The sequence below is a fragment of the Marimonas lutisalis genome (assembly GCF_005434965.1).
GTDB classification, from domain to species: domain Bacteria; phylum Pseudomonadota; class Alphaproteobacteria; order Rhodobacterales; family Rhodobacteraceae; genus Marimonas_A; species Marimonas_A lutisalis.
Map to the genome: position 1 here is coordinate 81,445 of NZ_SKCI01000005.1, position 12,941 is coordinate 94,385.

12 protein-coding genes are annotated in these 12,941 nt (G+C 61.1%); 6 read left to right on the top strand and 6 right to left on the bottom strand.

The features are described from left to right. Positions 1-49: 49 nt before the first annotated feature. Together E0501_RS18850 and E0501_RS18855 are read right to left on the bottom strand one after the other, a co-directional pair. The gene (locus tag E0501_RS18850; protein WP_137702966.1) at positions 50-2,341 is read right to left on the bottom strand and encodes a glycosyl hydrolase family 28-related protein; all 2,292 of its coding nucleotides are present in this window, start codon (positions 2,339-2,341) and stop codon (positions 50-52) included. Positions 2,342-2,669: 328 nt separating this feature from the next. Next, the gene (locus tag E0501_RS18855) at positions 2,670-3,131 is read right to left on the bottom strand and encodes a GatB/YqeY domain-containing protein (protein ID WP_137702967.1); all 462 of its coding nucleotides are present in this window, start codon (positions 3,129-3,131) and stop codon (positions 2,670-2,672) included. A gap of 149 nt (positions 3,132-3,280) precedes the next feature. On the opposite strand from E0501_RS18855, the gene carA reads away from it, so the two are divergent. Both carA and E0501_RS18865 read left to right on the top strand, forming a co-directional pair. Further along, a complete protein-coding gene (carA, locus tag E0501_RS18860) occupies positions 3,281-4,438 on the top strand; it encodes a glutamine-hydrolyzing carbamoyl-phosphate synthase small subunit (protein WP_137702968.1) in 1,158 nt (385 codons plus the stop codon). Positions 4,439-4,629: 191 nt separating this feature from the next. Next, complete coding sequence (locus E0501_RS18865) at positions 4,630-6,540, top strand: glycosyltransferase family 2 protein (protein WP_137702969.1); 1,911 nt, start codon at positions 4,630-4,632, stop codon at positions 6,538-6,540. Here E0501_RS18865 and E0501_RS18870 read toward each other — a convergent pair. After that, positions 6,487-7,134 (bottom strand): GntR family transcriptional regulator, encoded by a 648-nt coding sequence (locus E0501_RS18870; RefSeq protein ID WP_137702970.1) that lies wholly within the window; start codon positions 7,132-7,134, stop codon positions 6,487-6,489. The genes E0501_RS18865 and E0501_RS18870 overlap by 54 nt on opposite strands. 106 nt (positions 7,135-7,240) lie before the next feature. Between E0501_RS18870 and E0501_RS18875 the strand changes: the two genes are divergently transcribed. The 3 genes from E0501_RS18875 to E0501_RS18880 all read left to right on the top strand — a co-directional run bounded on the left by E0501_RS18875 (position 7,241) and on the right by E0501_RS18880 (position 9,494). After that, on the top strand, positions 7,241-7,888 hold the full coding sequence (locus tag E0501_RS18875; RefSeq protein WP_137702971.1) for a pyrimidine 5'-nucleotidase: 648 nt from the start codon (positions 7,241-7,243) through the stop codon (positions 7,886-7,888). A gap of 187 nt (positions 7,889-8,075) precedes the next feature. After that, positions 8,076-8,219 (top strand): hypothetical protein, encoded by a 144-nt coding sequence (locus tag E0501_RS21205; protein ID WP_161594662.1) that lies wholly within the window; start codon positions 8,076-8,078, stop codon positions 8,217-8,219. 72 nt (positions 8,220-8,291) lie between these two features. Next, positions 8,292-9,494, top strand: a complete 1,203-nt coding sequence (locus tag E0501_RS18880) for a UbiH/UbiF family hydroxylase (protein ID WP_137702972.1) — start codon at positions 8,292-8,294, stop codon at positions 9,492-9,494. A gap of 7 nt (positions 9,495-9,501) precedes the next feature. Here the strand turns inward: E0501_RS18880 and E0501_RS18885 are convergent, their stop codons facing one another. Continuing rightward, positions 9,502-10,629, bottom strand: a complete 1,128-nt coding sequence (locus E0501_RS18885; RefSeq protein WP_137702973.1) for an aminotransferase class V-fold PLP-dependent enzyme — start codon at positions 10,627-10,629, stop codon at positions 9,502-9,504. Between the two features lie 207 nt (positions 10,630-10,836). On the opposite strand from E0501_RS18885, the gene E0501_RS18890 reads away from it, so the two are divergent. Beyond that, complete coding sequence (locus tag E0501_RS18890) at positions 10,837-11,931, top strand: Hint domain-containing protein (RefSeq protein WP_137702974.1); 1,095 nt, start codon at positions 10,837-10,839, stop codon at positions 11,929-11,931. Here E0501_RS18890 and E0501_RS18895 read toward each other — a convergent pair. Together E0501_RS18895 and E0501_RS18900 are read right to left on the bottom strand one after the other, a co-directional pair. Then, positions 11,928-12,386: an Lrp/AsnC family transcriptional regulator gene (locus tag E0501_RS18895; RefSeq protein WP_137702975.1), complete on the bottom strand. Its 459-nt coding sequence runs from the start codon at positions 12,384-12,386 to the stop codon at positions 11,928-11,930. The genes E0501_RS18890 and E0501_RS18895 overlap by 4 nt on opposite strands. Next, a complete protein-coding gene (locus E0501_RS18900) occupies positions 12,383-12,838 on the bottom strand; it encodes an Lrp/AsnC family transcriptional regulator (protein ID WP_137702976.1) in 456 nt (151 codons plus the stop codon). The genes E0501_RS18895 and E0501_RS18900 overlap by 4 nt, the downstream gene beginning before the upstream one ends. Positions 12,839-12,941: the final 103 nt, after the last annotated feature.

Sequence of the window (12,941 nt, forward strand, 5' to 3'; positions counted from 1 at the left end):
CGACAGGGACGCCCGCAGCGGACGCCCCTGCCCTTCGGCTCACCGCCGCCTACAGCGGTTCGTCCATGCGCACCTTCACCGTCACGTCCCCGCGCACCGGCTGTTCAAAGACCAGCTCGACCCGGTCCTTGTTCGGCCCCTGTTGCAACACACCATAGGGCTGTTCGTGCCGCGCCGCGTTGCTGGCATTGCGCAACGCCCCGATCGGCTGCACCGATTCCAACGTCTGCGCCCATCCGCCAAAGGGAAACCGCGGTGCACAATCAATCGTCCAGACCTGCGCCTCTGTCGGCTGCGCATGTTTCACGATCAGCGGGTTTTCCGTGGCCACGTCGATCAGGTTGAACATGTTGTTGGTGAAGGTGACGTTCTTCATCCGGTCATAGTTCAGATCGGCGAAACTCGTGTCCACGCGCTCCACCCGCTCGATCTCTCCACCGATGGTGCGGAAGAAATTGCCCTGAACCGTCAACCCGTTGATGAAATGCCCCGTGCCATAGGGCTTCACCACGAGAAAACTGAACCACGGCGCCACATGGCTGCACAGGAAATAGTTTTCGGTGATCGACAATTGGCTGAACGACAACTCGGTGGCGAACTCGGGCGCGTTGTCATGCTCGTTCGTCCATTCCAGGAACGCGTTGTCCACGTAGTTGCCGTTCACAACCGCCCGCGTGTTGGTGCCGGTAAAGACAATGCCGGCCGTGCGGATCCCCTCGCTCACCCCGTCACCCTGGAAAAAATGGTTGCCGGTGATGATGCTGCCCGATCCGCCGATCACCGCGAAATGCCGGAATTTCGACGCCCGGTTGTTGCGGATCTTCACATCGTTGCCGGTCGTGTTCATCACAATCGACACCCGGTCCTGGCTCAGCTTGGCGCCCTCGTCGGAAATGAACTGGCACCGGTCCACCAGCATCCCCTGACAGCCCTCGCCATGGCTGGTGATGCAACGATCCTTGGGCCGGGTGATGAAACAGTCGCGTAGATGAAAGATCAGGCCCGACGGCGCCAGAAGGATGCCGCTCGCGTGCCCCGAACAGCGAAACTCCACATCCGAGATAGAAAACTTGTCCAGATCCTCGAAGCCCGAGAAATCCAGCACGTATTTGAACCGCCGGAAAGTGAAAACCTGCGTGCCTTCCGCATCATAAAGCTGCTTGTTCAGCGTGATTTCCTGCGTCGCCACGTTCTTGTCGCGCACATAGACCTCGCGGCCCACGCCCGTGCCCTCGACCAGCGATCCCACCGGAATGTTGGCCACGTTGACCACCCCGGTCAGCTTGCGGCCATCCGCCACCGAATATGTCGCCTGGCTCGTCACCACCTCGGTGTCCCACGCGGGCCCGCGCTGCACGTCGAACTGGCCGTTTCGGATATGCCGGCGCATCGAGAACGACGTGCGGTTGGCCACCGCCGCCTGCACGTCGATCGGCTGGGTCACGGTGATCTGCCGCCCACCCATGTCCAGCCCCTCATGGTCGGAATTGTTGAACAGCGCCTGCACCGCTTTTTTATAGGCCAGTTCCTCGTTCCCGAAGGCGTCGATATAGGCCGGCAGGTCGTAATCCTTGGTCAGCGACAGGATCGCCGCATCGGGCATCACCACCGTGCCCTCGAATTCCACCCGGCTTTCAAAGGTCATCGAGTCGCCCAGGAAATACGTGCCCTTCGACACCAGCACCTTGCGCCCGGCCGCCGCCGCATCCGCCGCCTCGAAGGCCGCCAGGTCATCGCTCACCCCGTCGCCCACAGCACCGTAATCGCGCACATCGACCCAGTTCATCATGTCGCGCAGGAACACGCTGGTGATGTCCTCGATCACGATATCGTCGATCCGCACCACCCCGCCGCTGGCGCCGGTCAGGTCCAGGCCGAAATGGCCATAGATCGGCTCCGCGCCCCAGACCATGTCGACGCCCGTGCGTAGCCCCGCGCCGATGATCGCGCTCACCTCGACCACCTCGCCATACTGGCTCAGCGCTACGCTCGGGCCCACCTCGGTCAGGCCGGTGACATGCGCACCGCCTGCGCCGCCGGCCCAGCCGGCGATGCGCACCGACGGCAGGTTGCCGCTCACCGCCTTCACCCGCGCGGTAATACGCAGGTAACAGCCCGGCAGCAGCGGCGTTTCCCCCATGTAGCGTAACTGCTGTACGCTATCGAGTTTCTGCAACTCCAGGCAGCCGCCGAAATCCTGGTCCGCCGGCACCAGGGCCGCATTGGCCGCATTCTCATAGGTGTCCGAGCCCGGCGTGCCATCCCCGCTCGACCACACGTCAAGCCCCGCCGCGAATGCGGGCGGCATCAGGATCACGCCATCGGTAATTGCCTTGTTCATCCAGTTTTCCCTTTCCGCGCGCCGCGCCGCATGCCGGCAGAGGCGTGCTTGATGTCTCTCAGCCTGCGCCGGGCTTGGCCTCACGCGCCGGAAAGGGAGGTATCAACGAAGGGTTAACAGGGCCTGAGACCACCGTAACGGTGCCTGCCCGGCACACCGCGCGGCGCAACACCACCGCACGCCGCGTTTACGACCGTCGGTTAACCCTTTGTCAGGATTTGGCCGACAGCCGGATGTCAGCCGGGGGGTGCACGCATGTCACCCCCCTGAAAACAGCGAAAGCCGGGCGTTAATCCCGGCTTTCGAATTGGTTGATTTGCGCCAGGCGTCAGGCGCTCAGGCGATCCTTGACCATCGGGCCCACCGCGCCGAAATCCATCTGCCCGGTGTATTTTTCCTTCAGCATGCCCATCACCTTGCCCATGTCGCGGATCGACTCCGCCCCGGCCTCGCTGATCGCCTCGCTCACGGCCTCGGCCACCTCGTCATCGTTCAGCTGCTTGGGCAGGAATTCCTCGATAACGCTCACCTCGGCGCGTTCGCTCTCGGCCAGGTCCAGCCGCCCACCCTCTTCATAGGCGCGCGCGCTCTCCTGGCGCTGCTTGACCATTTTGCCAAGGATGGCAAGCACTTCGGCATCGCCCACCCCGGCCTCGTTGCCATCACCGCGGGCCGCGATATCGCGGTCCTTGATCGCGGCATTGATCAGGCGCAGCGTCGAAAGGCGGTCTTTCGCCTTGTCCTTCATCGCCTGTTTCAGCGCGGAATTGATCCGCTCGCGCATATCCATTTACGGCCATCCCCATGGTTGTCGTAAGCTCTGTTACATAACCCTTCGGACTGGCCCTGACAACAGTGACGCAAGGGCCGTTTCGCCCCCTTGACCCCTGCCCGCCCCGACACTAGGTTCGCGCCAATTTGACCCCCGGAGAGACTCGCATGGCGCTTGATACCCAATCCCGCCCGACCGCCTGCCTGGCCCTGGCCGACGGCACGCTGTTCTTTGGCCACGGGTTCGGCGCCACAGGCGAAACCACGGCCGAGCTCTGCTTCAACACCGCGATGACCGGCTACCAGGAAATCATGACCGATCCCTCCTACGCCGGGCAGGTCGTCACCTTCACCTTCCCCCATGTCGGCAATGTCGGCGTGAACGTCGATGACGACGAAACCGGTGATCCGGTGGCCGAAGGCATGGTGGTGAAATGGGATCCGACCGAACCGTCGAACTGGCGTTCCACCGAACGTCTGGCCGATTGGCTGGCCGCGCGCGGGCGCATCGCCATCGGCGGCATCGACACGCGCCGGCTGACCCGCGCGATCCGCCAGCAGGGCGCGCCGCACGTGGCACTGGCCCATGATCCCGAAGGCAATTTCGACATCGAGGCGCTTGTCGCCCGCGCCCGCGGCTTCCCCGGCCTCGTCGGGCTCGACCTTGCCAAGAAAGTGACCTGCGCCCAGTCCTACCGCTGGGACGAAATGCGCTGGGCCTGGCCCGAGGGCTATACCCGCCTGGCCGATCCCAAATTCAAGGTCGTCGCCATCGACTACGGCGCCAAGCGCAACATCCTGCGCTGCCTCGCCTCGGTCGGCTGCGACGTCACCGTTCTGCCCGCCACCGCCACCGCCGACGAGGTGCTGGTCCATGATCCCGATGGCGTGTTCCTGTCGAACGGGCCTGGCGATCCGGCGGCCACCGGCGAATACGCCGTCCCGATGATCCGCGACGTGCTCGACCGCACCGATCTGCCGGTCTTCGGCATCTGCCTCGGCCATCAGATGCTGGCCCTCGCGCTTGGCGCGCAGACCATCAAGATGAACCACGGCCACCACGGCGCAAACCACCCTGTGAAGGATCTCGAAACCGGCAAGGTCGAGATCACCTCGATGAACCACGGCTTCGCGGTGGACAGCCAAACGCTGCCGAAGGGCGTGGTGGAAACACATGTTTCACTTTTCGATGGTAGCAACTGTGGCATCCGCATGTCCGATCGCCCAGTCTACTCGGTTCAGTACCACCCCGAGGCATCGCCGGGACCGCAGGACAGCTTCTATCTTTTCGAGCGTTTTGCCGACGCGATGGGAAAACGGGGCTGAAACCGGGACAAATGCCCCGGCACCCTGGCCCCGAAAGGCCGGAAATTCACCTTTTATTAACGCTTTGGCAGGCGAAGTCCGCCGATTCACGGGCGAAATCTCGCGAAATTTAACCGGATATTAACCTCTTTGAACCAATCCTTTCCGTCGGTAACGCCTTGTTTCGGGCTGCCGAAGGGTAAGGAAAGACAATGCAACACGCCCGGCACATCGCCGGGGCACCGCAGGCCGGGGAAGATCTGGGACGCTTCCTCCAAGCCTCCGGAACGCTCACGGCTGGCACACTGCTGTCGGTGCGCGCGCTTCAGGCGCAGTGCCGCACATCCATTGACCGCATCCTGATCTCCGAGGGCCTGTTGTCGCCTGATGAGGTGGCAACCGCCCTCAGCCGTTTCCACGGCGTTCCGCGCGCGGACCTGTCGGCACTTCCGCCCGATCCAGAGCTTGCCGGCCTCATCCCGCTGCGCCTTTGCCTGAACAACAGCGCCGTGCCGTGGCGCGTCGACGGCGAGCGCGTGCAGATCGCCGTCTCCCGTCCCGAGGATTTCGCCCGCGTCCTGAGCTTTATGGACGACGCCGCCCCCCGGGCGGAAATGGTCATCGCCACGGCGTCCGAAATCCACGCCGCGCTCGCCCGGCTTCACCGCGAAAAGCTGACTGCCACGGCCTCGGCCCGCGTCCCGGAAAGCGAAAGCTGCCGCGGCTGGGAACGGGCGGGCCGCGCGCGGCTAGGTCTCACCATCACTCTGCTCGCGGCGCTATTCGCCCTGACCGTTTTCTTTCCGACCCACGTCTTCGCCGCTCTGGCCAGCTGGGCCGCCTTTACGCTTTTGGTAGCGGCCGGTCTGCGCCTATCGGCCTATATTGCGCACGTTTCGCGCCCGCCCGAAACGCCATCCCCCGATCTCGACCCGGCGAAACATCCGCTCCCGCGTGTGTCGGTTCTCGTCCCCTTGTTCAAGGAAACCGAGATTGCAGGCGCGCTCGTCCAACGGCTCTCCCGGTTAACCTATCCGAAACCGCTGCTGGATATCGTGCTGGTCCTGGAAGAAAACGATCACCTGACACGCGAAACCATCGCCAGCTGCACTTTGCCCCCGTGGATGCGTGTCATCGAAGTCCCCGAGGGACGCCCGAAGACGAAACCGCGCGCGATGAATTACGCTCTGGATTTCTGTGATGGCGACATCGTCGGCATCTGGGATGCAGAGGACGCCCCCGACCCCGACCAGGTCAACCGCGTCGTGCAGGAATTTCGCCGCTCGCCCCCCGACGTGGTCTGCCTGCAGGGCGTACTGGATTACTACAACAGTCGCCAGAACTGGCTCGCCCGCTGCTTCACCATCGAATACGCCGCATGGTTCCGGCTTCTGCTGCCAGGCATGTCGCGAATGGGGTTGTCGATACCGCTGGGCGGCACCACGCTCTGGTTTGACCGCACGGTTCTCGAAGAACTTGGCGGTTGGGATGCCCACAACGTGACAGAAGATGCCGATCTGGGGTTTCGCCTGGCCCGACACGGGTACAAGACGCGGGTGATCGAAACTGCCACCGGCGAAGAAGCCAATTGCCGGGTCTGGCCCTGGGTGCGCCAGCGCTCACGCTGGCTCAAGGGCTACATGGTCACCTATCTGGTGCATATGCGCGATCCGCTGCTGTTTTACAGGCAGATGGGCCCTCTGAAATTCTGGGGTTTTCAGGCGCATTTCATCGCCGCGCTCTCGCAATTTATGCTTGCGCCCATCCTGTGGTCCTTCTGGCTGGTCCTGCTCGGGCTTCCGCACCCGCTGGACCCATTCGTGTCGCGAGCATTCCTGATCAATCTCGGCATCATTTTCCTGATGGTCGAAATGCTATCGATCCTGATCAATGCCACAGCCGTATCCGGTGCCCGGCATCGGCATCTGCTGGCCTGGGTGCCAACCATGCATTTTTATTTTCCACTTGGGGCAATCGCCGCCTACAAGGCGCTTTACGGACTCATAGCGCGCCCGTTTTTCTGGGATAAAACCCAGCACGGGCACTCACTGGCGCATCAGGAACACGCCTCAGGCGTCGGAAGCGTTGGCGTCCAGCTTCAGTCGGGTGACGAAAGCCTTTGAAATGTGATCCTTCAGCGCTTCCTGCGCCGCCTGCTCGTCGCGCGCCTCGATCGCGCTGACTATCGCGTCATGCTCGGCCAGCGCCGTCTCGCTGCGCCCCTCAACGGCCAGCGATGTTGTCGCCATAAGCGCCATGGACTGATGCACGAGGTCCAGTTGCTGAACCAGGAAGCGGTTGTGCGAGGCCAGGTGCAACTGTCGGTGAAACCTCCGGTTGGCCCTTGCAAGGGCCGATGGATCATCGACAAGGGCGCGGTCCTCCTCGACCATGTCGCGCAGAACGCGCACCTCTTCTTCTGTCGCATGCCTTGCGGCCAACCGGGCCGCCAACCCCTCCAGCTCGGCCCTTACCACATAGAGTTCGGACAACTGGTTATGGTCGAGTGATGCCACGATCAGGCTGCGCCCGTCGCGTCTGAGAAGTTGTTGGGTTTCAAGCCTCTGCAGCGCTTCACGGATCGGGGTGCGGGAGACTCCGAACCTCTCTGCCAGGTCGCTCTCGACCAGCCTATCTCCCGGCTTGAACTCCCCCAGGTCGATCGCTTCAAGCAGAAGCGAATAGGCGTCTTTCTGCGCTGTCTTGGCCTCTTTCATCCTCTCTCCCCTGCGGTTTCGCGCAGTCGGAGTAGACCCGCAAAACACCCGGGCTTCAACCCTGCTGATCGTTGCCTTTGCCCGAACGGCGCGGTAGTTTTCGCGCATGCCAAAGGACCTGTTTTCTCACGTCGCTTTCTGGGTCTTCGATCTCGACAACACGCTTTATCCGCCACAGGCGCGGCTGTTCGACCAGATCGAGGTGAAAATGACCCGGTACGTCATGGATGCGCTCGGCGTGGATCGCGCACGGGCGGACCACCTGCGCAAGTATTACTGGCGCAAATACGGCACCACTCTCGCAGGTCTCATGCAGGAACATGGCGTCGATCCCGCGCCCTACCTGACCGATGTTCACGAGATATCGCTCGACCACCTTGAACCCGATCCCGGCCTGCGCCGCGGCATCTCGGCACTGCCCGGGAGAAAAATCGTCTACACCAACGGAACCGCCCCCTATGCCGAACGCGTGATCGCAGCGAGGGGCCTTGAAGGCGCGTTCGACGCTGTTTACGGGGTCGAGCACGCCGACTTTCACCCCAAACCCCATGAGCAAGCATTCGAACGTGTCTTCGCACGCGATGGGCTGGACCCGAAACGCGGTGCGATGTTCGAGGACGACGCCCGCAACCTCGCGGTTCCGCATGCTCTCGGGATGCGAACAGTTCACGTTGCACCAGCACCGGAATCTGCCGATCACGTGCATCATCACACCGATGATCTGACCGGTTTCATCGTCCGCCTGACCGATTGATTTTTATGAATTTTCCACAATTGGGCAAACGGTCGCGCTGCGGCAATGTGTACCTTTAATTCAATAATCCGAATGTTATGTCAGCCTTCTAATCACTCAACAGGATGAGGCACACATGACCCTTGCAGACACCACTCCCGCCCCCGGAACCAATGCACATACCGGAGGCGACGAAACCAATTTGGCGATGAAGATCATTTTCACGGTTCTTGTGCTCCTCGCCGCCTGGGGCGTGTCGATCTATACATGGGGCGTTCCCGGTCTCTACATCCCTGCCCTTGCTACCGTACCCTTCATGTACCTCCTGCTGGTGACCATCGCGAAGGGTTGACCGCTGCGGTCAGGATGCCGCTTGGACTTCGCCAAGCAAGCGGGATAGATTCGCGCCAGGAGGGCATCCGACATGGCAAAATGCGACTTTGACATTGTTGTGTCCGGCGGCGGTGTCGCCGGACTGACCGCTGCCGCCGTCTTCGGAACTGCGGGCTTTTCAGTGCTCTGCGTCGATCCCACGCCGCCGGTCGTTGAGCGCGATGCCGAGGGCTCGGACTTGCGCACCACCGCCTTTCTTCAGCCGTCTCGCGATCTTCTCGATTTCGCCGGCCTGTGGACACGGCTGAAGCCCCACGCCGCGCCACTTCAGATCATGCGGATTGTCGACGCGGGCGGACCCGTTGCCGAACCGAGGCTGACCAAGGATTTCGATGCGGGCGATATCTCGGATCAGCCATTTGGCTGGAACCTGCCGAACTGGCTCCTTCGGCGCGAAATGGTGGCTCGGCTCGGCGAGATGCCGAATGTCGAGTTTCGTCCGGGCACGGGCTTTGCCGGGATTTTCACCCGGGAAGCGGAAGCCCGTGTAAGCCTGAGCGACGAAAGCAAGGTCAGCGCAAGGCTTGTCATCGCAGCAGACGGACGCAACTCTCCGGTTCGCGCAGCAACCGGCATCCCGGTGAAAACAACACGTTACGGACAAAAGGCACTGGCCTTTGCCGTCACTCATCCAATTCCGCATGAAAACGTTTCAACTGAAATCCACCGCTCGGGCGGGCCTTTCACGCTTGTTCCCCTGCCCGACTACAAAGGCATGCCTTCATCCGCGATCGTTTGGATGGAGCGCGGCCCTGAAGTGCTTCGTCTTGCCAATCTCGAGGTGGACGCCTTCGAAGAGGCGATGAACGAACGTTCCTGTCGGATGTTCGGGCCCTTGACGCTGGCATCTCGGCGGACGGTCTGGCCGATCATCAGCCAGTTGGCCGAGCGGATGTATGCGGAACGCACTGCGCTGGTCGCCGAGGCGGCACATGTGGTGCCGCCCATCGGGGCGCAAGGTCTGAACATGTCACTTGCCGATATGCGGGTGCTTCTGGACCTTGCTCAGGCCAATCCTGATCGACTGGGCAACCGAACGATGCTGGAAACCTACCATCGCCGCCGTCATTTCGAAGTGCGCGCCCGCGTCACCGGGATCGACCTGCTGAACCGCGCCTCGATGATTGAAGCCCAGCCCCTGCGCGATGTTCGGGCGGCAGGGCTGAACGCTATCTATTCACTTGGCCCGGTGCGAAAGACGATGATGCAAATGGGCCTTGGCGCAAGAAGCTAGCCTTGGCTCAGAGAACCTGATCCAGAGCACTCTCCAATCGTTTGAGAGTGGCCGGCACATCATAGAGCTTGTCCAGCCCAAACAGCCCCAGGCGGAACGTGCTGAAACCTTCAGGCTCATCACAGGCCAGCGGAACACCGGCGGCGATTTGCACGCCGAGAGCGGCGAACTTTTTACCGTTCTGCACGTCGGGATCATTCGTATAGCTGACAACGACCCCTGGCGCACCGAAGCCTTCTGCTGCGACGGATTGCACGCCGCGCTTGGCCAGCATATCGCGCACAGCATTGCCAAGTTCCCATTGGGCGTTGCGCAGTTTTTCAAACCCGTAGTCGCGGGTTTCGGTCATCGTATCGCGGAAGGCCCGAAGGGCATCGGTGGGCATGGTGGCGTGATAGGCGTGGCCACCGTCTTCGTAAGCCTTCATGATCGAGCGCCATTTCTTCAGGTCCAGCGCAAAACTGTCTGAAGCAGTCTTGTCGAGCCTATCGAGTGCACGGCCCGACATCATGACCAGCCCGGCCGATGGCGACGCCGACCAGCCCTTTTGCGGTGCGGAAATCAGGACATCCACGCCGGTTGCCTTCATGTCGACCCACACCGCGCCGCTGGCGATACAGTCCAGAACCATCAGTGCGCCCACGTCATGCGCAGCGTCGGCCAACGCGCGAATGTAGTCGTCCGGCAGGATAAGACCGGCAGACGTTTCGACATGCGGCGCGAATACCACGTCGGGTTTTGCCTCGCGAATGGCGGCTGTCACCTCGTCGATGGGGGCAGGTGCAAACGGGGCCGTCGGCCCATTTCCGGTCTGGCGAGCCTTGAAAACCGTTGTTTTCTGGGTGAAATCGCCTGCCTCGAAGATCTGGCTCCAACGGTAGGAGAACCAGCCGTTCCGAATGATCATTGCATGGGCATCATGGCCAAACTGGCGCGCCACGGATTCCATCCCGTATGTGCCCCCACCGGGCACGAGCGCAACCCCGTCTGCGCTATAGACCTCCTTCAGCATCGAGGAAATGTCGCGCATAACCTGCTGGAATGCGGCTGACATATGGTTAAGCGAGCGGTCGGTGAACACCACCGAAAACTCGAGCAGCCCATCAGGATCCACGGTGTCAAGCAAGGCGGCCATTGGTCAATCTCCTGTTCCAGATCGCGCATTTCAGTGCATCTGAGCCGCGATTTGCGGGAAATGCAATCTCAGGCCACCGCGCGCTATCGCCGCGCCTGCCCCAATTTCGCCACAATCTGGCCCAATTTAGCACCAAGTTTGACGACAATTTGGCCTCAATCGAGCAAAAAACAACATATGCGGGGCTATCCCGCAGGATAGACAGGCATGGCCGACACAACACTTTTGTTGAACGGTTTCAGTATTCTTGGTGATCCCCAAACAAACAGTAACGCCAGCAACGGCGGAGAATTCATGGTACATGACGGTGAAGCGGTGTTTGAAGCCGATGATATCGTCATGTTCCAGGTCGAAGGCGCCAACCCGGATGGATCGCTGAACGAGAACTCTGTAATTGTCGGCATCATCGTCTATGACAACGCTAGCGATTACTACAACGAAACCCCCAAATACACCTACTCGGCCTCCCCCGGGGCGCCCATCGACACCGGACGCAACAACATGGGAGACCGCTATCTCGAGTTCGATGCCTCAAGCCTCACCTCGACCGACCCAGGCGCGCCAACTCTGGATGAAATGGCCTTATTTGGGGGAGTGGACATTCTGGCGGCGCTCAACAGCGGTCCTGGCCCCTATGAAATCCCGACCAACGAGGACATCGACTATAACGGCGATGGTATCATCACGCCGGACGAACAGGGTGACGGTGTTTTCAGTAGTGAAATCAGTCTCTTGGCTTCGATCTGTTTTTGTCGTGGCACACTTATCGAGACACCCGGGGGGCCCCGCGCAATTGAAACCCTGAAAATCGGGGACCGTGTTATTACACTTGACCATGGCGCCCAGAAGATCCGGTGGATTGGTGGTAGTGCTATACGCGGAACTGGTGCAAACGCACCTGTACGGATCAGGCCCGGTGCCCTGGGCAATGTCCGCGAGCTCTGGGTGTCGCAAAACCACAGGATGCTGATCACAGGGGCTTGGGCTGAACTCTTGTTCGGGCAGGAACAGGTGTTGGTCGCTGCAAAACACCTCGTCAATGACGACACGATCAGGATCGTACCGAAGGCAAAGGTCGAGTATTTCCATTTCCTGTTCGACGATCATCAGATCGTCTTTGCAGAGGCCTGCCCGACAGAAAGCCTGTTTCCCGGCAAGCAGACGTTGAAATCATTGAACGACACGGAACGCGATGAAATCATTTCGCTTTTCCCCGATCTGGAAACAAGGGACGACGGCGCGCCAATGTCGCGCTATGCATTGAAAGCCTTTGAGGCCGAGGCCTTGCGGCGCGTGGCTTAACCCAACGGTCCGGGACGCCTTTCTTCGCTCAGCAGAACGTTTGCCTCGACATCGCCTGCCCCGGGCAGGGTCATGATCCGGCGGCGCAGGACGCGTTCGAAATCGGGGATGTCGCGGGCAACGACGCGCAGGCGGTAATCGTACAGGCCCAGGACGTGTTCGACGGTCTGCACCTCGGGAATGGCCGACACAGCGCGTTCGAAATCTTCCAATGAAACCCGGCCCTTAGTGGCAAGTTTCACGCCCAGAAACACCGTCACGCCGAACCCCAGCTTCTCCTTGTCGAGAACGAGGCGTCGGCGGGCAATGACGCCGCTTTCATAGAAGCGGTTGATCCTGCGCCAGGTTTGCGGTTGCGAAAGGCCAAGGCGGCGGCCGAGCGCCCCGGCACTGAGCTTGGCATCATGGGCCAGTGCATTCAGAATCTGCCGGTCAATTTCATCAAGCTCGATCATACCGGCAGGACCTCGTCGCTCTTGATCCTCGCGACATGCATCAGCGCCTCGATATCGGCGATGTGCGGCAATGTCAGGATACGGTCGCGATAAACCTGTTGATACTGCGCCATATCCCGGGCGATGACCGAAAGGCGCGTGTCCACACGCCCAAGAAATGTTTGTATTTCTATAACTTCCGGCACTTCCCGTGCAGCTGCGATGAACTCGTCAAAGGCCCGGGGCTGAGTTTTGTCCAGCGTGATGCGCAGGCTTACCTCGACCGAGTAGCCAAGCGCCTGCCAGTCGATCACAGCCTCCTGGCCGAGGATGATTCCCGCCGATTCCATTTTCTCGACCCGCCGCCAACACGCCGCCGCCGACAGTCCGCAGCGCTCGGCGAGGGTGGAATTGGTGATGTCGGGCGCGGATTGGAGGTGGCGCAGGATACGGCGGTCGATGTCGTCAAGCATGAGTCTCTCGGCTCTTGGCTATCTTGCGAATGATTATTTCAGTTTTCAGCAAAACTCAACAATCACGGCAAATTTCATCGGCGGAACCTGTCTATGATCGCGC